Source organism: Ureibacillus aquaedulcis (assembly GCF_030418165.1).
GTDB lineage: Bacteria > Bacillota > Bacilli > Bacillales_A > Planococcaceae > Ureibacillus > Ureibacillus aquaedulcis.
This window is the reverse complement of the sequence record NZ_JAUHTQ010000004.1, coordinates 259,282-280,874: the sequence shown is the minus strand read 5'-3', so window position 1 is coordinate 280,874 and position 21,593 is coordinate 259,282. Positions and strand designations below refer to the sequence as shown.

The 21,593-nt window shown below is 37.3% G+C and carries 24 protein-coding genes; 8 read left to right on the top strand and 16 right to left on the bottom strand.

All coding sequences use genetic code 11. The features are described from left to right. Nucleotides 1-115 precede the first annotated feature (115 nt). The 3 genes from QYB95_RS08340 to QYB95_RS08330 all read right to left on the bottom strand — a co-directional run bounded on the left by QYB95_RS08340 (nucleotide 116) and on the right by QYB95_RS08330 (nucleotide 1,478). On the bottom strand, nucleotides 116-307 hold the full coding sequence (locus tag QYB95_RS08340; protein WP_301137858.1) for a spore coat protein: 192 nt from the start codon (nucleotides 305-307) through the stop codon (nucleotides 116-118). Nucleotides 308-549: 242 nt separating this feature from the next. Continuing rightward, nucleotides 550-981 carry a spore coat protein gene (locus tag QYB95_RS08335; protein WP_301137857.1) on the bottom strand — a complete coding sequence of 144 codons (432 nt, stop codon included), beginning with the start codon at nucleotides 979-981 and terminating at the stop codon, nucleotides 550-552. Between the two features lie 23 nt (nucleotides 982-1,004). Further along, nucleotides 1,005-1,478: a spore coat protein gene (locus tag QYB95_RS08330; protein WP_301137855.1), complete on the bottom strand. Its 474-nt coding sequence runs from the start codon at nucleotides 1,476-1,478 to the stop codon at nucleotides 1,005-1,007. Nucleotides 1,479-1,931: 453 nt separating this feature from the next. Here QYB95_RS08330 and QYB95_RS08325 point away from each other — a divergent pair, with 453 nt between their 5' ends. The 4 genes from QYB95_RS08325 (at nucleotide 1,932) to QYB95_RS08310 (ending at nucleotide 5,111) form a co-directional block, all read left to right on the top strand. Then, nucleotides 1,932-2,216, top strand: a complete 285-nt coding sequence (locus tag QYB95_RS08325) for a DUF3219 family protein (protein ID WP_301137853.1) — start codon at nucleotides 1,932-1,934, stop codon at nucleotides 2,214-2,216. Between the two features lie 18 nt (nucleotides 2,217-2,234). Next, a complete protein-coding gene (locus tag QYB95_RS08320) occupies nucleotides 2,235-3,233 on the top strand; it encodes an LLM class flavin-dependent oxidoreductase (RefSeq protein ID WP_301137851.1) in 999 nt (332 codons plus the stop codon). 27 nt (nucleotides 3,234-3,260) lie between these two features. Next, nucleotides 3,261-3,872, top strand: coding sequence for a methyltransferase (locus tag QYB95_RS08315; RefSeq protein ID WP_301137891.1), 612 nt, complete (start codon nucleotides 3,261-3,263; stop codon nucleotides 3,870-3,872). A 234-nt stretch (nucleotides 3,873-4,106) separates the two neighbouring features. After that, entirely contained in the window at nucleotides 4,107-5,111 is a 1,005-nt protein-coding gene (locus QYB95_RS08310; protein ID WP_301137850.1) for a nucleoid-associated protein, read from the top strand. 168 nt (nucleotides 5,112-5,279) lie between these two features. On the opposite strand, the gene QYB95_RS08305 is transcribed toward QYB95_RS08310, so the two are convergent. The 6 genes from QYB95_RS08305 to QYB95_RS08280 form a co-directional block, all read right to left on the bottom strand. Then, nucleotides 5,280-5,588, bottom strand: a complete 309-nt coding sequence (locus tag QYB95_RS08305) for an ArsR/SmtB family transcription factor (protein ID WP_301137890.1) — start codon at nucleotides 5,586-5,588, stop codon at nucleotides 5,280-5,282. A gap of 4 nt (nucleotides 5,589-5,592) precedes the next feature. After that, nucleotides 5,593-6,015 carry an arsenate reductase (thioredoxin) gene (gene arsC / locus QYB95_RS08300; RefSeq protein ID WP_301137848.1) on the bottom strand — a complete coding sequence of 141 codons (423 nt, stop codon included), beginning with the start codon at nucleotides 6,013-6,015 and terminating at the stop codon, nucleotides 5,593-5,595. 15 nt (nucleotides 6,016-6,030) lie between these two features. Further along, the gene (locus tag QYB95_RS08295; RefSeq protein WP_301137847.1) at nucleotides 6,031-7,326 is read right to left on the bottom strand and encodes an arsenic transporter; all 1,296 of its coding nucleotides are present in this window, start codon (nucleotides 7,324-7,326) and stop codon (nucleotides 6,031-6,033) included. A 238-nt stretch (nucleotides 7,327-7,564) separates the two neighbouring features. Beyond that, on the bottom strand, nucleotides 7,565-9,064 hold the full coding sequence (locus tag QYB95_RS08290) for a malate:quinone oxidoreductase (protein ID WP_301137846.1): 1,500 nt from the start codon (nucleotides 9,062-9,064) through the stop codon (nucleotides 7,565-7,567). 250 nt (nucleotides 9,065-9,314) lie between these two features. Continuing rightward, a complete protein-coding gene (locus tag QYB95_RS08285; RefSeq protein ID WP_301137845.1) occupies nucleotides 9,315-9,965 on the bottom strand; it encodes an SDR family oxidoreductase in 651 nt (216 codons plus the stop codon). A 155-nt stretch (nucleotides 9,966-10,120) separates the two neighbouring features. After that, the gene (locus QYB95_RS08280) at nucleotides 10,121-10,861 is read right to left on the bottom strand and encodes a hypothetical protein (RefSeq protein ID WP_301137844.1); all 741 of its coding nucleotides are present in this window, start codon (nucleotides 10,859-10,861) and stop codon (nucleotides 10,121-10,123) included. A gap of 207 nt (nucleotides 10,862-11,068) precedes the next feature. On the opposite strand from QYB95_RS08280, the gene QYB95_RS08275 reads away from it, so the two are divergent. Then, nucleotides 11,069-11,893: an EcsC family protein gene (locus QYB95_RS08275; RefSeq protein ID WP_301137889.1), complete on the top strand. Its 825-nt coding sequence runs from the start codon at nucleotides 11,069-11,071 to the stop codon at nucleotides 11,891-11,893. A gap of 84 nt (nucleotides 11,894-11,977) precedes the next feature. On the opposite strand, the gene purU is transcribed toward QYB95_RS08275, so the two are convergent. Beyond that, a complete protein-coding gene (gene purU / locus QYB95_RS08270) occupies nucleotides 11,978-12,883 on the bottom strand; it encodes a formyltetrahydrofolate deformylase (RefSeq protein WP_301137843.1) in 906 nt (301 codons plus the stop codon). Between the two features lie 149 nt (nucleotides 12,884-13,032). Here purU and QYB95_RS08265 point away from each other — a divergent pair, with 149 nt between their 5' ends. The 3 genes from QYB95_RS08265 (at nucleotide 13,033) to pabB (ending at nucleotide 15,706) form a co-directional block, all read left to right on the top strand. Further along, nucleotides 13,033-13,242: a hypothetical protein gene (locus QYB95_RS08265; protein WP_301137842.1), complete on the top strand. Its 210-nt coding sequence runs from the start codon at nucleotides 13,033-13,035 to the stop codon at nucleotides 13,240-13,242. Nucleotides 13,243-13,388: 146 nt separating this feature from the next. Further along, nucleotides 13,389-13,970 (top strand): anthranilate synthase component II, encoded by a 582-nt coding sequence (locus tag QYB95_RS08260; RefSeq protein ID WP_301137841.1) that lies wholly within the window; start codon nucleotides 13,389-13,391, stop codon nucleotides 13,968-13,970. Beyond that, nucleotides 13,967-15,706: an aminodeoxychorismate synthase component I gene (gene pabB, locus QYB95_RS08255; RefSeq protein WP_301137840.1), complete on the top strand. Its 1,740-nt coding sequence runs from the start codon at nucleotides 13,967-13,969 to the stop codon at nucleotides 15,704-15,706. Before QYB95_RS08260 ends, pabB begins: the two co-directional genes overlap by 4 nt. A gap of 66 nt (nucleotides 15,707-15,772) precedes the next feature. Here pabB and QYB95_RS08250 read toward each other — a convergent pair whose 3' ends face one another. The 6 genes from QYB95_RS08250 to QYB95_RS08225 form a co-directional block, all read right to left on the bottom strand. Beyond that, nucleotides 15,773-17,488, bottom strand: a complete 1,716-nt coding sequence (locus QYB95_RS08250; protein ID WP_301137839.1) for a GMC family oxidoreductase — start codon at nucleotides 17,486-17,488, stop codon at nucleotides 15,773-15,775. A gap of 30 nt (nucleotides 17,489-17,518) precedes the next feature. Beyond that, entirely contained in the window at nucleotides 17,519-18,298 is a 780-nt protein-coding gene (locus QYB95_RS08245; protein ID WP_301137838.1) for a gluconate 2-dehydrogenase subunit 3 family protein, read from the bottom strand. A 206-nt stretch (nucleotides 18,299-18,504) separates the two neighbouring features. Beyond that, entirely contained in the window at nucleotides 18,505-18,837 is a 333-nt protein-coding gene (locus QYB95_RS08240; protein WP_301137837.1) for a hypothetical protein, read from the bottom strand. Nucleotides 18,838-19,216: 379 nt separating this feature from the next. Next, nucleotides 19,217-19,681 (bottom strand): peptidoglycan recognition protein family protein, encoded by a 465-nt coding sequence (locus QYB95_RS08235; RefSeq protein ID WP_301137836.1) that lies wholly within the window; start codon nucleotides 19,679-19,681, stop codon nucleotides 19,217-19,219. 41 nt (nucleotides 19,682-19,722) lie between these two features. Continuing rightward, nucleotides 19,723-20,301: a TetR/AcrR family transcriptional regulator gene (locus tag QYB95_RS08230; protein WP_301137835.1), complete on the bottom strand. Its 579-nt coding sequence runs from the start codon at nucleotides 20,299-20,301 to the stop codon at nucleotides 19,723-19,725. 38 nt (nucleotides 20,302-20,339) lie between these two features. After that, nucleotides 20,340-21,515 carry a thiolase family protein gene (locus QYB95_RS08225; protein WP_301137834.1) on the bottom strand — a complete coding sequence of 392 codons (1,176 nt, stop codon included), beginning with the start codon at nucleotides 21,513-21,515 and terminating at the stop codon, nucleotides 20,340-20,342. Nucleotides 21,516-21,593 lie beyond the last annotated feature (78 nt).

Here is a 21,593-nt window from a genome sequence, read left to right as displayed (position 1 = left end):
AAATATTATGGCCAATAGCAAGATTATTTTTCAACAGTATGTAACAATTATGCAACCATTGTTCGTCTTCTACAAGAAAAACGTCCCTATTCCGAGACGTTTAAAAAGGTACTTTTTATTCCTTTGTCGAGGAAGACGATTCTTTCACAAATGTGTCTACTTGCGATTTTAATTCATCGACTAAATCCCTGATTGCCTGTTTTTGCTCATCGGTCAACTTTGATTTAGCATTTTCAATATTAACGTTGTTTTTTCGAAAAATTTCACTTACAAGTAAATCAACAACCTTATTTGGAATTGCACTCATTTTATCACTCCTTCTCGAAATGACGTTTTTTATAAGTATATGCAATTAACCTGAGAAACGAGTAGATTATAAGAGTCTTGTACATCTAATTTCTTTAAGCCCAATCATTGATTCTCTATATAAGAATTTCCACGCAACATCGGGAATTGGATTTGTTGCGTGGAAAGTTTTGTATTATTTATAAATTCCACCCAATCTTTTATGATTGAATGTCATAAAAAATTTAATTTTAGTACCGGCTGTTACAGCACATCTAATTTAGCAACAACAGTAACTAGAATTTGAAGAAGCGCTTGAATATTTACAGAAATATCAGTATCAGTTGTTTTAACCTTAACATTCTTACTGCCTTCAATAATTGTTTTTTGCCTATTGCTTTGCTTTGTTTTCATAAATTGTTTTAAGTCTTGAGCCACATTCTTTCCTTGCTCATTATCACCAATTGTTATACTGATAACAGCGACAATTGCTGCTTGGATTGCAAGTTGCAATGATAAAGCTATCTGTGTATCAGTGGTAGTTACTTCAACACATTCAGAATCCCTAACAATAATCCATTCGTCGGAGATTTGCTTTGTTACTTGTTTTTGGACAGCATCTTGCTCTACATCTGCATCATTATTTCTGCAGTGGTCATCACAGTGATCTAAAGCTCGCCACTTTTTTTCTGCCATTTTATTCCCCCCTTTAAATTTGATTAAAGTACATCGATTTTCACTACTAACGTAAGTAGAACTTGCAGCAATGCTTGAATGCTAACTGATAAATCAGTATCTGTTGTGTGGATATGAACATCTTTACTGTTATCTACATAAATTCTTTGTCTATTTATTTGCTCATCATCAAATTTTTGGAAGATATCTTGTGCCACCGCACGGCCCTGGTCTGAATCTCCAAGTGAAATGCTAATAACTAAAGCAATTGCAAGTTGTAATCCTACTTGAAGAGAAACAGCAGCTTGAGTATCAGTTGTTTTTACCTCCACGTCACAAGAATCCTTGATCCATATTACTTCGTTTGATTCTTGCTGCATTTTAAAAATTTGGTCAAACTCCTGATCTACGAAAGCATCCTCGTGCCAGTTTTTTCTGTTAGTCTTCATCGGTCTAGCATCCATAGCCATTACTGATTCAGTTTCAGCAACCATTACCGATTCCATTTCCGTAGCCATGACACTTTCCTCCTCCATCACTAAACTAGGAGTGTCACAGTGCCTGCATTTCTTTTTCTTGCTAGCGTTTTTGTGGTAACAATTTGTACATTCCCAACGTCCCATTTATGCCTCCTCCTTTCCTGGTAGATTCAAGCTGTAACCTATTATCAACTTGACACTAATAGAATATGGATATTTAAATAGTTGGTATAGTTGAATATCATTGTTATGAAAATTTTATATAAAGTGAAGTAGCCAACTTATTCGTGATCAGGGTCGTGTCCATGAAAGTCTGGGCCATTAGTTTAGTTCGGGGACATTTGAGTATTGCTCAAATATTGCTGGATTTGAAAAACAGGGGCAATTGCATTTTTAAATGGAATAAGTCCTACTCTATAATTCCTTTTAATTGTCTCTTCTTTCTAATCAGTGATATGATTTCTATGCAAATTCCCTAAAGGAGGGCTAATTTTGGTAAAAGAGATTATATTAAATGATACCGTGATACCAATCGAGAAATACGAAGAAACAACTGTAAATGGTTTACATAATATTATTATCGACTTCAAAGTGGCGAGTGAGGATTATCACGACATTGCCGTCCTGTTATACGAAGGGACATTTCAGATAACAGTCCCGGTGAAGGACCTATCATTCAAAGGAAGCATCATTCAATACTCGACATCCATCACAAATCTTTATGAAAAAGGACAAATTGGCGATTACCATGTGTCTTTACAAGAAGTGAAGAATTAAGAAAAGAGGTTGTTTAAATTGAAATTGAGTATCTTGGACCAATCCCCAATTTCATCCGATCAAACTGCAAGCGATGCTTTAAATGAATCGCTTAACCTTGCTAAAGCATGCGACCAATTTGGATATACACGTTATTGGATTGCAGAACATCACGATTTACCTGGATTGGCATGCTCAGCCCCTGAGGTGATGCTAAGTTTAATTGGGGCAAATACAAAACAAATTCGCATTGGATGTGGTGCTGTATTATTGCCTCATTACAAACCCTATAAAGTCGCCGAAATCTATAATATGCTCTCGACACTCTTCCCGAACCGAATTGATCTGGGAATCGGCCGTTCACCTGGGGGCTCTGCTGAGGCAACCAATGCCTTATCAGATAATTTTTTACAAAAGGTTTTTAAGATGTCTGATTTAGTGGATGAATTACTTCATTTTCTGAAAAATGATTTTTCAAATGAACATCAATTTTCCAAAATAACGGCTGCTCCAGTTCCAGAAAATCCACCTATCCCCTGGATGCTGGGCACCAGCGAAAAAAGTGCACTGCTCGCTGCACAAAATGGCTTACCATATGCTTTTGGCCTATTTATGAGTGATTTGGATGCCGTTTCGATAATTGATAAATACAGAAAGACATTTAATAGCAATCAATTTAGTCCTGCTCCAAAAGTTTTGTTAACAGTTCCAGTAGTTTGTGCCGATACAACGGAAAAAGCTGAGGAAATAGCATGGAGTCCGCTTGTTTGGCAAATAATGCAAGACCGCGGAGAAGGACAAACAGTGCCTTCCATTCAAGAGGCAAAAAGCTATGAACTTACAGACCAGGAGAAAGAGCAACTAAAGAAATTAAAACAGAAAATGATTATTGGGACTCCATATGAAGTAAAAAATTCACTTGCCAACCTGCAATCGATTTACAATGTCGATGAATTCATGATACTAACGATAACCCACTCCCCAATCGACCGGATACAATCCTATAAACTGATGGCCGAGGAGATTTTATCTAATTAGAAAATATAAGATTGGAGAGCTGCAGAAATTTTGGAAGAATACTATGAGGAATTGCTGAATATTAATACACGCGGAAAAAAAACAGAGATCAATCATTCAATACATTATCATCCTTACGAACCAACCCCTTACTCTGCCTTGGAAGAATTATTCAAACATTACCAAGTACACTCAAATGATCGCATAGTGGATTTCGGTTGTGGTAAAGGACGATTAGTTTTTTATATTAACTATTTATTTCAAGTACCAGTTACGGGAATAGAAATGAATACATCCTTTTTTCAGGAAGCCATGAAAAATAGGAATTGCTATTTAGACAAGACACACCGAAAGTCGGAAGATGTTCAATTTCATTGCTGCTTAGCAGAACAATATGAGGTTCAACCCAGTGATAACAGATTTTACTTTTTTAACCCCTTTTCGGTACAAATTTTTATGAAGGTTTTAAATAATATCCTATTATCTGTTGAAAATCATAAGCGTGAAATTGAGATAATCCTCTATTATGCTGCTGACGATTATACTTATTATTTAGAAAGGCATACCGGGTTTGAATTGATTAAAGAGGTACCACTCCCGGAACTGTATCTTAAAAATACTTACGAAAGATTTTTAATCTATCGACTGGCCCTTAGCTAAAATATAAAAAACCGTTTCCTCTTGTTAAGTGTTACCAAACACTTAACGGAAACGGTTTTCTAATTTGAATCGCTTGTATTCTTTAAGTTATTATATAGTATTTTATCATGATTGTATAGTTTTACTTCTCTATTGCTTTTGGCAATTATTAGATGCAAGATTAGCTATGAAAATATCTTTAGTATATGGTATGGTATATTCTCCGGAAATCATAATTTAGTAGGTGAGAAGAATTTGTTAGAGGTAAGTGAAAGTAAATTAACTCAATACGTCTTGCATTATGTAGGTGATACACTCATTATGGGTGAAGAGGCTTTTCCTCAACCAGAGGTCCTGCTTGAAGCAGCCTTTACGCAACTGGCATTCAACAAAATTGATGTAGACCAGCAATTCGATTTTTTTCATGAAACAGATATCATTTTAAATGAAATTTATACATATTCCAAATCAATTTTTAATGATGAAAGTAGTTTTCTAGAACAATCACAAAATATTGCCACACATTTACACAGCGCTTCCCAGCATCCAAATATTAAAAATGGAGAATTGTTTATCGGTCTCTTTGACAATTGCATTTGGAATAATGCCGTAAAAAAGGCCATCTCCATTGTTAAGATTGATGAAAAAGAGATATTCTTGGATGTGAAAAATGACGAGGATAGAATGATTGTAAATGGAATCGATGGGATAAACGTAAAGAAAGTCAATAATGTCGCTGTTATAGTCGATATGGGTGAGGACGCACCGCCTGCTGTATTTATAAAAACCAAGAGAAAAGAAGATGTGGTCTATTGGCAGGAGCGATTCTTAAAGATCAGGGTAGCAGATGAACATTATCATAAAACAAATTTAGCACTAACGGAAGTTAAAAAATATATATTAAAAGAAGAAAGCTTCAGCAATACAGAAAAGCTCGGTCTCTTGAATAAAACCCTTGATTATTTCAGAAATGAAGAAGAGTTCCATGTTAATGATTATATCGATACAGTTTTTGCCCAAGCGGATTCTACACAAAAAGATGTGATTGTGAATACCGTAAAACCCTATGAAACGGTTATATCAGATTTTGCGATTGAGAAGTCTGAAAAAACGTATAAACGAAAAATTAAACTCGATTCAAACATTGAAATACAAGTAAATGTACAAAACATCGATCAGGTTGACGAACTAATTGAGATTGGCTATGATGAGGCAACAAATCGTAAATATTACAAAATTTATTTTGAAGAAGAAGCTTAGCAGGCTTGTTTAGCCGGAGAGAAAAATTTTATTTTCTCTCCGGTTTTTATATAATTTTTGAAAGTTATACAAGTGGCTGCATTACTCTGGAAAGTGGCTAGATTCATAAATTCAATCCCTAGAATACGGGATATCTTCAGAAACACCTATTTCAACAGCTGATTGTCATTAATCACATGAAGTTCCTGTACCACAGTTACATGCTTGCCGTTCTTCTAATTCATCTAATACCGCCCGAATAATGGGTGTTTGATTTTCAATAAGTCGATAATGTTTCCAAGTACCAACTTTACGTGCTGTTATAATGCCTGCTTCCTCCAGTTTCTTTAAATGCTGACTGACAGCGGGTTGAGAAATTCCGAGAATATCGACAAAATCACAGACACAAACTTCTGCGGACTTTAAACAACTTAGGAGCGTTAACCGGTTGGAGTCTGATACTGCTTTAAGCTGTTTTTCCATTAATTGAAGGTCCATATCCTCACCTCCCTGTACTAGCAAAACGTTGAACTCTCTCTCCTATTTCATCACGTACACGTTGGAAGAATGCCCACTTTTCTTCAGGGGTTCCTTGCGCTTTGGCTGGGTCATCAAATCCCCAGTGTTCCCGTTTGACAAGCGGTGGTGTTACAGGACATTTATCGTTGGCATCTCCACATAAAGTAACGACTAGATGCGCATTATTTAGTGTTTGCAGGTCAATAATATCGGAGGTTTGAGTCGAAATATCGATATTCACTTCATCCATTGCCTTAATCGCATTGGGGTTTAGACCATGTGCCTCGATACCTGCACTCTTTACTTCCCATTCATCGGTTGATAATAATTTTTTTGCCCATCCCTCAGCCATCTGACTTCTGCAGGAGTTGCCTGTACATAAAAAATAAAGTGTCTTTTTCGCCATATTAGAATACTCCTTCTAGAAAACAATTAATGTTATAAATAATCCAAGTAATGTAATGAACAGAATGGGTACTGTAAGCAGTATACCCGTTCTAAAATAGGTACCCCAAGAAATTTTTATGCCTTTCTGGGAAAGTACATGCAGCCAAACCAATGTGGCCAGTGATCCAATTGGTGTAATTTTCGGTCCTAGGTCTGAACCGATGACATTTGCATAAATCAAAGCTTCCCTTACAATTCCGCTTGTGCTGGTTTCTGCAATTGCTAGTGCATCAATCATGACAGTTGGCATGTTATTCATAACAGAAGAGAGTATTGCAGCGATAAAGCCCATAGAAATTGTGGCTGTAAACAAACCCTGCTCTGCAAAGTACTGAATAACCCCTGCCAAGGAGTACGTTAACCATGCATTTCCCAATCCATATACCACCACATACATTCCTATCGAGAAAAAGACCACATTCCAAGGAGCGCCTTTCAAAACTGATGCCGTGTTGACCGAAGGACTTTTTCTGGCCATTAGTATAAAGAAGATTGCTATAGTACCTGCTACAAATGAAACCGGGATGCCTATAAATTCGCTTGAAAAGTATCCTATCAATAATAAAGCAAGTACATACCAAGAAACACTAACTAATTTTTGATCTTTTATGGCTTCGTTTGGCCGCTTTAATTTTGACATATCGTAATTTTTAGGAATGCTTTTTCTAAAATATATTAGTAAAACCGTAACCGTTGCAAGTAATGAAAATAGATTTGGCAGTATCATTCTTGCCGCATACTCCAAAAACCCAATATCAAAAAAATCTGCCGACACGATATTTACCAAATTACTTACCACGAAGGGCAGCGATGTCATATCTGCAATAAATCCGCTAGCCATAATGAATGGAAAAATCATTTTTTCCTGGAAATTTAAGTTTCGAACCATCGCTAATACAATTGGCGTCAAGATTAATGCAGCTCCATCGTTTGCGAATAACGCGGCTACAATCGCCCCTAGAATGCTTACATAAACAAACATTTTTAGCCCATTGCCTTTAGCTGCTCTGGCCATATGTAATGCAGCCCATTCAAATAACCCAATCTCATCTAAAATTAAAGAAATCAGTATAATGGCTACAAAAGAGATTGTGGCATTCCAGGTAATTCCCACAACTTCCCCTACATCCCCTAGATCCACCACCCCTGCAATTAAAGCAAGAATGGCCCCTGCACATGCAGTCCAACCAATATTTAACCCTCTTGGCTGCCAAATAACGAAAATAAGTGTAACTAGAAAAATAAGCGTTGCTGCTATAGCTGTAAACAATGAAGACTTCCTCCTAGATCATAAGCAAAAAAAGTGCTGATGCTGAAATTAGTAAAATATCAGTTACCATTCTATATATAACCAACCTCTTATATAATAATTAACTTATATATAGATATCAATTATTTTTAGGAATATCTCCTAAATTGTAAGTCGAATTTTACCATCAGCATACTTTTTCTACAAAAAAACCATCAATCAGCAAAGTTACTGATTGATGGTCCGGAATTTAATTTAATTAGCTATGAACTGCTTCTTTTTCGTTAAGTCCGAGAACTTCAGCAGTTGAAGCTGTAATTTCTTCTAGTAAAGCAGGATTTTCTGCAAGTGACATACCATATGAAGGAATCATTTCCTTGATTTTTGGTTCCCATTCTTTGATACGGTCCGGGAAGCATTTATTCATAACGTCCAGCATTACTTTTACAGCAGTAGATGCACCTGGAGAAGCTCCGAGTAATGCAGCGACTGAACCGTCAGCAGCTGTAACTACTTCAGTACCAAATTGAAGTGTTCCTTTGCCTGCATCTGTATCTTTAATAACTTGAACACGTTGTCCAGCCACAACGATATCCCAATCTTCAAGCTTGGCGTTTGGAACAAATTCCTGCAGCTCTTCTAAGCGTTGTTCGCTTGATAACATAACCTGCTGGATTAAATACTTTGTCAATGACATTTCTTTTACGCCGGCAGATAACATTGTTAAAAGATTATTTGGTTTAACCGATGCGATTAAATCCATATTTGAACCCGTTTTTAGGAATTTCGGCGAGAAACCTGCAAATGGTCCGAATAGTAATGATTTTTTATTGTCGATAAAACGTGTATCCAAGTGTGGTACCGACATTGGTGGTGCACCAACTTTTGCTTTACCATACACTTTACCATGATGTTGTTCAACGATTTCCTGATTATTGCATACCATGAATAAACCGCTTACAGGGAATCCGCCAATATGTTTTGATTCAGGAATACCTGTTGCTTGCAATAAAGGAAGACTTGCGCCACCAGCACCAATAAAGACAAATTTCGCTTTATGATACTCCATTTTACATCCATCAAGATCATGTACTTTTACTTCCCACATACCATCGCTTGAACGTTTGATATCAGAAACGGAGTGCTTATAGTTAACTTCAACATTTTGTTTGCCTAAGTATTCGATTAACATGCGTGTTAAAGCACCAAAGTTAACATCCGTACCGCCGTCGATTTTAGTTGCTGCAAGACGTTCGTTCTCTTTGCGGCCTTCCATTACAAGCGGCATCCATTCTTTAAGTTTTGCCGGATCTTCAGTATATTCCATACCTTTGAATAACGGGTTGACTGAAAGCGCTTCAAATCGTTTTCTTAAAAAGTTTACATCATCTTCTCCCATAACTAAGCTCATATGCGGGATTGCTTTGATGAAATCTTCCGGATTGCTGATCAAGTTGTTCTTTACAAGGAATGACCAAAATTGTTTTGAAAGTTGGAACTGTTCATTAATATCAATAGCTTTTTTTATTTCAACCGTACCGTCTGGTTTTTCTGGTGTATAGTTAAGCTCGCATAGTGCAGAGTGTCCTGTACCAGCATTATTCCATTCGTTTGAACTTTCTTCACCTGGCTTATCAAGTGCTTCGAAAACCTTGATTTCCCACTCAGGTGCCAATTCTTTTAGCATGGACCCTAATGTAGCACTCATAACACCGGCACCAATTAAGATAACGTCTGTTTTTTCATATCTAGTACTCATGATTACCTTCCTTATCTCCCCTATATTTGCAAAGATGTAGGTGAAAACCCCTTGTAATTAAATACATCCAGGACCCACCTTCTCTGTATTAATTATAACCGTATAATATTATAATACATTTCTTCTAAGATTAAAATATCTACTATTATATAATAAAATTTTCGTTTATAAAAGGTGAAATAAATAGCATTCTAAGTGCTAACTCTAGTAAAACATGCAATGTTTTTTTTTTACTTTTTTTGTTCAGAACTTAATTGGCTGTATTTATGGCTTCCGTGATGGATAATTTGCCTGAGATGACTTTAAATTCTTTTTTAATGGTGGACTGGCTTTCTAGGCATGCAAGTACAACATTGGCAACATCTTCTCTTGAAATCTCACCTCTCTTGACATCATTATCCACGACTTTGACAGATCCCGTTCCCTTTTTATCATTCAATTCCCCCGGATGGATGATCGTATATTCGAGTGATGACAACCTTAGCCACTGATCAATGTAATAATTTTTAATCATTGCCGGACGGAAATATTCAGGAAAGTGATGCCAATCTTCTTTACTCGTTTCAAATGTACTAATGTGAACCACCCGTTTCACCTTAGTATATTTTAAAGCTTCCAATAATTTGATGGTCTCATCAATTTCATCTAAAGCATCAGTTTGCAGGTCTTCTATACTATAATCTGCAAATACAACGGCATCAAGATTGTGAACAGCCTTTATAAACTTCCCAATCGGCTCTTCTTTTCTATATATAAAATTATTGATGCCCTTCTCATTGAAAAAAGCTTCCTGTGCCTTGTTCTGCAGCAAAACTTTTGCCCGGTGGTTTCCCCCCTCAATAATCAGGTTAAGTAAACATCTACCGATTTGGCTACTCGCACCAATCACAAGAATATACAATTCCCTCACAACCTTTAGATTAAATCTTCTAACTACATAATGGGCTAAAAATGATAAATTTAACCATGAAAATTATAATCGAAGTTGTTGAAGCATCACGAAAAACCGACACAAGTTAAATGAATGTCGGCTAAAAAATTATAAAGATTGAACTATTATTGATCATCCCTGATTTTTTCGAATAACCAATAGCTAACCTGGTCAGCAATGAACCTTTCGTGCTTATTCTTACTATAAAGATAGATAGTTTTGAGAAGTGCTTGAACTTCTTTCCACTGAAATGCACTAATGCCACTTGGAAATGGAAGTTCTACCCGGTGTGGCAGTAATTCCCTCACTTTAACTTCGGAAATTCCATACTCATTTGCCAATCGATAACCAATGGGACTATTAAACCTATCTAATAGTAATAGCGAAAAATAAAAATCTCTTTTTCTTGCATAATTTGTACCTACATCTATATACCGAATGATTTCATCTCTTGTCGGGTCGGAATGGGTACCTAAAGCAATATCCGTCCTATACTTTGCTTCAATAAACCAAACAAAGGTATCAGACTCTATGATTATATCAATATCCGACTTGCCTTCATTTAGTGGAAGGCTTTTGGGTGGGTGAATTTTTTTCCATAACTTGATTTGTATTTGTTCCGGCGAATGCTTAAGCTCTTTATTGAATGCTTTATAAAATAGTTGTTCAACCCAAAGTTTGCGTTCTATCTGGTTTAATGTCCGAAAAACATTCCAAACCATTGCATCTTCCCGAGTTTCACTTTGCAATTTTTCCATCCTTCTATTATGCCAAGTTTCCAGCTGGGGATCGAATTTATCTATAATCAACGAATCCCTGAAGTGGTCATGGAACTGCAACATCTCGCTTTGCGATACACTTCCCATTACGTCCCTCCCAATTTTATCTAGCATCAATAGCAACTAAAATGGGTATCAGTTATATATACGACCCAGCTTTCAGTGACATTCATTTTGTTTTGATTTTGTCATAATTTAAACATGACCTAAAATGTACATACTTTAAATGAAACCTTATAGCATATAAAACGTAAAAGTTTATAAAGATTTGGAGAATGGATGGGAGATATGATATTGGAATCAAAAGAACAATTGACCGTATACTTGGAGGAAATTGAAAAGTGGGAGGATGACCAGAAGGGATTATTCTTTTGGGAGAAGCTGGGGCGTCTGCCCTTTAAGGTAATTGATAAGTTAACACCAAAATTCATACAAGCCAAAATTGGTATTTTGGTAAATGAATTGGGAAGCTATATTCAAACAGGCGGTAAATATTTAATTAGTGAAAAACAGATGATGAAAAAAATACAAAAGTCCACTTCACACCCTATCGAGACATTTGATGATATAGGGACCATGCCGATTGAAGATATGATTTCAATGAGTCATGCCCTGCAAAACGAAAGAGGTAAATTAGCAACTGTACAAGGAGCTTCTACAGGTATTGGCGGTATCTTTACCTTGGTCATTGATATTCCGGTCATTCTGGGGATGGCTTTGAAGACCTTGCAAGAAATTGCAATTATTCACGGCTACAATCCAAACGAAAAACAAGAGCGAGTATTCATAGTGAAGTGTTTGCAATTTGCTTCAGCAGATATTGTCGGAAAAGAAGCTATTTTGAATGAACTCGCAAGCATGAATCAGAAAAAAGATTCAGCAGAAAGTATGATCAGTCAATTAAAGGGTTGGCAAGAGGTATTCTTCACCTATCGCGATAATTTTGGGTGGAAAAAGTTATTTCAAATGGTACCAATCGCAGGGATGGTGTTTGGGGCAATTATTAATAAGGGCATGATGGATGACGTATCAGAAGCCGGAACAATGCTTTACAGGAAAAGAAGAATTTACGAAAAGTTACACGATATAGAAATTGCAAATAATACACCAATTGAGTAGGGGATTTATTCGAATTCCTGGTGCTTCCCGGTAAAAAAGCTGGAAACCAATTTCACGGATTTCCAGCTTTTGCATGTTCAAGGATTAATGAAATACGATTGTTTTATTACCTTCCACAATAATCCGATTCTCTAAATGCCACTTCACTGCTTTCGCTAACACGCGACGTTCAATCTTGCCACCGATTTTCTTTAGTGTCGCAACGTCATCGCGATGGTCCACGCGCTCTACATCCTGTTCGATAATCGGGCCTTCATCAAGGTCATTTGTAACATAGTGGGAAGTTGCGCCGATTAATTTCACCCCTCTTTTATATGCACGGTCATAAGGATTTGCCCCTATGAATGCCGGCAGGAAGGAATGATGAATGTTAATGATTCGATTTTCAAAATGATTGACGAATTCAGGTGTTAAAATTTGCATATAGCGTGCTAAAATCAACAAATCCACATCGTATTCTTCCATTAATGCAATCTGTTGTGCTTCCACTTCTTTGCGGATATCCTTATTCGCAGGCAAATAATGAAACGGTATTCCGTATGACTCTACTACAGCGCGAGCATCTTCGTGATTGCTGATGACAACGGCAATGTCCGTTTGCAGATCTCCGTTTTGCCATTCCCACAGCAATTCAAGTAAACAGTGCAACTCTTTCGATACATAGATGGCCGAACGCTGACGGTTATTTAAATAATAAAAATGGTAGGTCATTTCATAGTTATCCGCAATTTGTTTAAACTCCTGTTCCATCTCTGGAGCTTTCTTTTGAAGGTGGTCGCAATAGTATTCCAATCGGATAAAAAATGTCCCATTCTCCGGATCACTCGAATATTGACTGGATTCTATAATATTCGCATTATATTTTAAGAGAAAACTTGATAGAACAGATACAATTCCCGGTTTATCCGGACATTTTACCAATAGTCTTGCTCTATCCTCTACTTTGAAACTTTGTTGTTTCTTCTCTGATTTTACTGTCTCCGCTTGCATTCTATGTACACCCCTACTTATTCTTAATTTTTTTATTATCTAATATTTTCTATTGAGGAGCAACAATTTGAATTATTGTTTACATAATCTACACAAAATATTCGCATATTAAGAAAGAAAGATAAGAAAGAAAGAAAGGAGATGAGATAATGAGCCAGAACAAAGACTTTGATGAATACTCCAACTTTGATGATCGCGGATTAAAAAGCCAAAGCAGTGCTACTAAGTCAACTAATCCCTACCAAAACACAACTAACTCGAATGAAGAATATGGTGAAGAGAAAAACCCGATCATGGAAAAAATCAAGAACAGTTCCATTATGAAAAAGGTTGAAAAATTCATAAATGATAATAAATAACACCCAACCCATGCCTCGATTATCTATCGAGGTTTCATTTTTTGAGCCTAGTTGATTTTCTATTATATTTCAAATTTCTTCGCATTTCTGTACTATTTCTTCTATAATAGATTCATATTACCCACCTTGAAAGGAAGATGATTAGAATGATACTTGTCATTGATAATTATGATTCATTTACCTTTAATCTGGTTCAATATATTCAATCAGTAGGTGAGGAAGTTGTTGTCGTTCGAAATGATAAGATAAGCCTGGAAGACATCAAGGAAATGCAGCCTGATTCAATTCTTCTTTCTCCGGGACCTGGCAATCCGGATACTGCCGGAATTTGCTTAAGTATCGTCAAAAAGTTTCATCAAGAAATACCAATTTTGGGTGTATGTCTTGGGCATCAGATCATTGCACAAGCATTTGGCGGGAAAGTACATAGAGCAAGCAAGCCCATGCATGGAAAAGTGGAAGTTATCATTCATGATGGAAAACATATTTTCAGGAATATACCATCTCCTGCCCCAGTAACGCGCTACCATTCATTAATTGTAGACGAATCATCCCTGCCAAGCTGCTTGGAAGTCAGTGCAAAAACCGAGGACAATGAGATCATGGCTATTCGACACAAACAATTCCCTCTTGAAGGTGTTCAATTTCATCCTGAAGCAATTCTTACGGAAAATGGACTTCAAATGATTCAAAATTTCTTTACTAATAACCAAAGGATAACATCATGAAAAATACTACTACAAAACCACTTCTATCATTCGAGTTTGCTTCTTCCACTGGTGAAGTGCAGCCTATTACATTTAAAAACCCGATAAAGACGATAGTTGCCAATACAATAGAAGAAATTTACCCAAGCTTCCAATTAATCCAGGAAGCTGTTGAACATGGATTTTATGCAGCCGGATATATTTCCTATGAAAGTGCCCCAGCTTTTGATCAAGCTTTCCAAGTAAAGCAAAAGGGTAATATGCCGTTATTATGGTTTGGCATATTTTCAGACCCTATACATGAAAGCCTTGATAGCCAAGAAAGCTATGAACATACGAAATGGACGCCAAATATCACTCGGGAACATTACGATTCTGCGATAGAATCTATTAGAACCTCGATCGAAAATGGGGATACGTATCAAACAAATTATACAATTCGATTAAATTCCCAGTTCAGCGGGGATGATATCGCCTTTTTTAATCAGTTAAAAAGGGCCCAATCTTCAAATTATTGTGCATATATCAATACAGGTGAATTTAGTGTTTTATCTGCCTCTCCAGAGCTTTTCTTTCATTTAAAGGATCGTCAAATTACAACCCGGCCGATGAAAGGTACCATTGCCAGAGGCAAAACACTGAAAGAGGATAAAGAAAATGCCGAGTGGCTTTACGGATCCGTAAAAAACCGTGCTGAAAATGTCATGATTGTGGATCTATTGCGAAATGATTTAAGCATTATTGCCGAACAAGGGTCCGTGCAAGTGCCAAAACTTTTTGATATTGAACACTACCCTACTGTTCACCAAATGACTTCTACTATTACTGCGGAAGTAAAGCATGACACTTCTTATTTCGACTTGTTTAAGGCACTTTTCCCTTGCGGCTCCATTACTGGGGCACCTAAAATCAGTACAATGGAAGTTATTTCTCAATTAGAAACTTCTGCACGGGATGTATATTGTGGGGCGATTGGTTATTTTACACCTAACCACGAAGCGATTTTTAATGTCCCTATCCGAACAGTGGTTATCAATCAAAGAACAGGATCCGCTACTTATGGTGTTGGTGGTGGGATTACATGGGATTCAACAGCTTCAGGCGAATATGAGGAGATTCTAACAAAGGCTAGCTTGCTTGAACAAGAAAAACCCAACTTTGACTTGCTCGAAAGCATGCTTTTAACGAACGGAAAAATCTATTTGCTTAAGGAGCATCTAGATCGACTTGAGGAATCATCAAAATTCTTTAATTATTCATTTAATCGCAAAGAGATAACAACCAGTCTATTAAATTATACAAAAGTCTACCCTATAGGCGATTTTAAGATTCGGCTACTTTTAGCAAAGTCCGGGCAGATCACTTTGGGATCACAGCCTATATCCAATCAAGCCGGATCCAAAATTGTTAAATTAGCAGACGGCCCTATCCAAAAAAAGAATGTATTTTACTATCATAAAACAACTCATCGTGATAATTATTCCCAATTCCAGCAGGCGGATGTATTTGATGTTCTTTTATGGAATGAAAAAGAAGAAATAACTGAGTTCACGAACGGTAATATTGTTCTTGAAATAAATGGAGTGCTTTATACCCCTCCTATTCAATGTGGACTTCTTGCAGGAACTTTCCGTGAAAAGCTAATAAAGGAAGAGATCATACAAGAAAAAGTACTATTTTTGACCGACCTTGAAAACAGTTCAAAAGTTTGGTTCATCAATAGTGTGCGTAAATGGATCGAGGTTGAATTAATTTAAGATAGAAGAAGAGAATGTTATCTTATTTTGATGACATTCTCTTTTTATTTTCAGTAATTTGATTGATTATACTAAAGAACCGCCATTTTTCAGATATAAATCAATTCCCTCTGCAGCACGGTAAGATAATGCTCCTACTGTACCTGTCGGATTATATCCTGAGTTATGTGGGAATGCACTGGCACCTGGTACGAAAATATTTTCGAAATCCCACATTTGCATGTAATTATTTAAGGCACTTGTTGACGGATCATTCCCCATAATTACGCCCCCAGTGTTATGTGTAGACTGATAAGGAACTATATTATATGGGCCCTTTTCCCTTTGTACGATTACTTCAGATGCACCCATTTCCTTCATAATCTCTTCCGTTTTGGTTGCCATAAATTTTGACATTTCGTTATCTTGTTCTTTAAAGTCATATGTCATTCGCAATAATGGATTTCCAAATGCATCCTTATACGTTGGGTCTAAATCTAAATAATGATAACGGAATGGCATAGAAGCTCCTTGAGCATTAAATGATAAAGAACGATTATGATATTTAACCGATTCCTCTTTGAATTTTGCACCCCAACTTGGTGTATCAGGTCTTACAGCATTATTTTGAATTGGTCGTTTTCCTAGTTGTCCCAAGAAAATATTTGCACCATGAAGGAAATTCAAATCGGAATGATCAAAATTATCTCCGTTGAATTCATCAACACACATTCCAAGTGAACCTGCACCTGCATATATGTTAAATTCGCGTTCCTCAAAGAAACCTGTAGTGGAAGCACACATATTTTGATAAGCATAGTTTTTACCAATGACACCTGTACCCGTTTTAGGATCATAAGGTTTCCCAATTCCTGATTGGAGGAGTAATCTTACATTATTCAACACATAACTCGTTACAGCTACTACCTCGGCAGGTTGAATGAACTCTTCTCCAGATTGGGTATCAACAAATCGCACCCCGGTTGCTCGATTTCCCTCATGCAGAATTTCAACAACATTTGCATGTGTACGTAAATCGAATTTCCCTGTACTTTCGGCTACTGGAAGAACAGTTACAGTCGGGTCTGCTTTTGCCCCGTACTCACAACCAAACCGCTCACAGAATCCACAATATTGACATGCTGCACGGGCAATACCATCAGGATTTGTATAGGCTTCCGATAAATTTGCTGATGGTTGTGTAAATGGTTTATAACCAAGATTCTCGCAAGCTTCCTTAAATAGGCTCATTGCTGGCGTATGTTTCATTGGACCCGTTGGATATGGGTTGGAACGTTTTCCGCCGTGTGGATTTTCTTCCCCTGAAATACCTGCCATTTGTTCAAATTGATCAAAATAAGGTTCTAGTTCGTCGTAAGTAATTCCCCAGTCTTGCAGCTGCATATCTTCCGGAATTTTATTTTTTCCATAGCGTTCTTCTGTCATAGTCCTAATCTGGAAATCATACGGCAGGAATCTCCAGGTTTGGCCATTCCAGTGGACCCCAGATCCGCCTACATCCGTCCCCAATAAGAAAGAACCATATTGACGCATGGGAAGGGCCCTCATCTTTTCGTTATTTCTGAATGTAATCGTTTCTTTTGATAAATCCTGCATTAAATCGTAGCGCATTGCATAGCGCAGTTCATCATGGACCATTATAAAATCGGCAGTTTTACGTCCTTTCCCACGCTCAAGGCCTACCACTTGGTAACCTTTTTTAGTTAGCTCAGCAGCTAAAATACCTCCTGTCCAACCAACACCGATCAACACAACATCCGTTTTAGGTAATGTCGTTGCCATTTTATATCACTCCTGTATAGTTCAATTCGATTAATGGTTATGTTGCGAGGATAAAGACTTTGGTTCAATTTCTTCAAATTCTTCTTGCTCGATCATATTAAAGTAACTCATTTGGTGACCTGGGTATTTCTTCAATTCCCAACCACCCATATTTGCATTACCGCCATAAAGTGGATCTGCATATACGCCTTCGATTGTTGTAGAACGAAGTAAATTAAAGAAGTAGTTTGAAGAAACTCCCTTCATCTCAACATTACCTTCCTGGAAGTCATTTAATACCGCATCCTGCTCTTCTCCAGATAATTCAGGGAAGGATTTTTCATATTTTTCGGCACTATGCCTTTCAATCGCTTCAAGCCCTACAGTAAAGATTTCTTGTCGATTTAAGCTGCCTTGATACCCTTGTGTTTCTTCGCCCGGATAGAACGGGCCGGCCATGTACTCTTTTGCACCTATCCCCCAGCCACTTGCTAGTTGATGGTCAATAAAATAAGCTACCAATAACTCCTGTGCTCCCGGACCGTTATCATCGGCAGGGAAAATTCTTTCCACCGCCGCATTTGTGATATCAAATTGATTTGGTGTAAAGAACATAAGTGCGGCATTCGGATTTGCATTCCCTGTTCCTTGCGGAGTTGGTGCTTTTTTTGTATCTTCCGTTGTCGTTGTTTCGTTGGATTCTTTACCTATTAATGTTCCAACGGCACCACCGACAATTAGTCCACCGACTGTTAAACCGGAACTTTTAAGGAATGAACGTCTCGATGAACGTTTCTCTAATAATGGATCTTTCTTATCTTGATCTGCCATGAAGCTACCTCCTAATAAAACTTTGAAATAATAAAAACCATTCTATATACTTGATAAAGTAGATAAGAAAATAGAGTTCATAAGTATTTTGTATTAAATCTTCTTTTTAATACTGTTTAATCCAAAATTTTTTTAGTAAACCATGTTTTATAAATAAAGCATTTGGAATTTTGTATAAAAAAACGGCCCCTCAAAGGGCCGTTTTTTTAGTCTGCTTCATTATTTGCATCGTTATTTTGTCCTTCATCCGTAATCCCTTGACCGCCAACATCATTCGTTACAGGTGGTTGCTGCTCAGAATTCGGACCTGTATTCCCTTGTGGTTCATTTTCTAATTGACTATCAGTTGATGTATTATTATTTGTGTCATCATTTTGCCTCAAAGATTTCTCTTGAACTTCTTCCAGATCTTCTTCAATGACTTCCGTTGTTTCATTAACATTATCGCTTGTTTCTGAAGCATTGTCTGAATCTGTATTACAGCCGACTAAAGCCAACATCAACATTAGTAGAAATGGTACATAGCATAATTTTCTCATTTAACAACCTCCATAATAATTTGGAGTTATTATGTGAGTGTTCAGGATTATTATTCGCAGATTAATCAATTGGTACATTATCATATAAATCAATAAATATTGCTTGGAAAGATTTTTGGCTATACAATCCTTGTTTTAATGGGAATAAAATTAAATTGGGTGTTGTGAATAAAAGTATCCGACCAAAAGCAGAAGGAAAAATAGAATAAATGCGAGTAGATTACGTTTCTTCAAACGATCAGCTCCTTTAAAATTAATTAATGGCTTCCCAGTATTAACAAACTTCCCACATACCTCATATTTCTATAAAATCCACATTTATTCCTCTTAAATCTACAAAAAACAAAAAACCTCGCCAGTTTTCAACTGACGAGCCTTACTATTGCAGATATTCCATAACTTGACTTCTCACCTCATGCAAATTGATCAATAATCCCGGACAACTTTTTTTTACTCCTTCTAATTCCCGATGGCCCAACACTTGATGCGGGTGTAAATCATGCAATTTCATCATATAGCCACTTAACCAAAGGAAGGATGTCCATTGCTCGTTGGTAGGCATTTCCAAGTCAAAATCCCCCGTCATACAAATACCAATGGAACTTCGGTTATGTCCGTACGCATGTGCACCAACATGTTGGCCTCTTCCTTCCATAATATCCCCATTCTTTTCGATGAAATAGTTGTAGCCTATACCACTCCACCCTCGTTTGTGCTGATGAAATTCATGACATTGTTCTGCTGTCATATTTTTCCTTGAAGAATGATGAACAATGATATTTTGCACCTTCTCCAAAGGTTCAAATGGCTCTAAAAAGTGAAAGTTGGTTTGTATAATTTTCATAAATCACCTATGGCAAATGTTTTTTGAAAAGTTCAACTATATCATGTACAATTTGTTTCTTTTTTTATTCCATTTAGTATTAAATCCATATAGATATTCACAAGTTCTTCCTCCGACACTTCACCATCTGGATTGTACCAATTATAAGAACGGTTCACCATGCCCAAGATTCCAAAAATAACTATATCGCTTCTAAGATTTTCCCTGAATTCACCTTTTGCTATTCCCTCTTCGATTAATTTCTGAAGATTGAGGCGAAATTCTTTTCTATAGGCATTTACCGACTTTACTTGCTCATTATCCAGGTGGCGAACTTCTCTGGTAAAGACCCTCGCACTTTTTCCATGAATTTTTATATTCCTGATAATTAAGTAGATCAGCCTATTCATTTTCTCTTTACAGCTAATAAACTCATCATTCAGGATAATCTCTTGTTCTTTTAGTAGTTCCAGGATGTAATTTAAATGGATATCCCTTAATAACTCTTGTTTGCTTTTAAAGTAATAATAAAAGGTCCCTTTAGTTACGCCGATTGCATCAACAATATCTTGTATTGAAGTTTTACTGAAGCCCTTCTTATCAAAAAGATCTATACTTTCTTTTATAATTCTTCCTCTCATCTTTTTGTTCCCTTCGAAAAAAAGATTTCACTGTATTTTTAATTTGACTCCCTTTCTATCACTATAGAAATTCCCTGTCCTCCTCCAATACATGCCGTTATTAAAGCAAATCGACCAGCAGTGCGCTTCAATTCATACACCGCTTTTGTTATCAGGATGGCCCCTGTTGCTCCTAATGGATGTCCATGCGCAATAGCGCCCCCATTGACATTAAGTTTTTCTGGGTCAAATGCTAATTCACGATCGCAAGCAATCACTTGTGCAGCAAATGCTTCATTTAGCTCAATAATATTCATATCAGATAAAGAGAGGCCGAGTTTCTCCATTAACTTCTGCGTTGCAGGTACAGGACCAATTCCCATAATGTTCGGGTCAACACCTGCTAGAGCCGACCCTTTTATTGTCGCTAGAGGCTGAACACCCAATTCCTCAGCTTTTTCCCGTGACATAATGACTAGTGCAGAGGCAGCATCATTCAGGCCCGAGCTGCTCCCTGCCGTTACAGTACCATCTCTTTGAAAGGCAGGCGGCAATTTGGCCAATGCTGCTAGAGTCGAATTAGGACGGGGATGTTCGTCCTTGTTGAAGAGTATTGGTTCTCCTTTGCGCACCGGAATACTTATCGGCACGATTTGTTCGTCGAAACGGCCTTCCTCCATGGCCCTTGCCATCCTTTGCTGACTTTTTAGTGAGTATTCATCTTGCTCTTTTCTTGTAATCTCGTATTTTTTTGCCAGGTTTTCGGCTGTAGTCCCCATCGCAGGGTTCCCAATTTCTTCAGGGGCAAGGAGTGTTTTTCGATACTTTGGCGGAATGGAACTATAAGCTTGCTCTGGGCGCTCATATTGATAAGGTGCACGACTCATGCTTTCAACACCGCCGGCAACATAAATATCACCAGCCCCGGATTGGATTGCTTGAGCGGCTAAAGCAACTGCATTAATACCAGATCCGCATTGTCGATCAACCGTCAATCCTGGTACATTGACTGATAGACCACCTTGTAAAGCCGTCAATCTGGCAATATTGCCACCACCACTCAGAACATTTCCCAGAATGACATCTTCGATTGATTCCGGGTTTAAATTTGCTCGCCTAACTGCTTCTTTAATCACTTCCCCACCATAAATATGCGCAGGAATGCTTGCCAATGCTCCACCTTGTTTCGCGATTGCCGTACGAACAGCCGATACAATAACAGCGTCTCTTTTCATTAATTCATTCCTTTCCTTTCCGTTATTCATTTTGAATAAAAAGGATTTGCCTCTTATTGTGAATGTACGATTGAGACA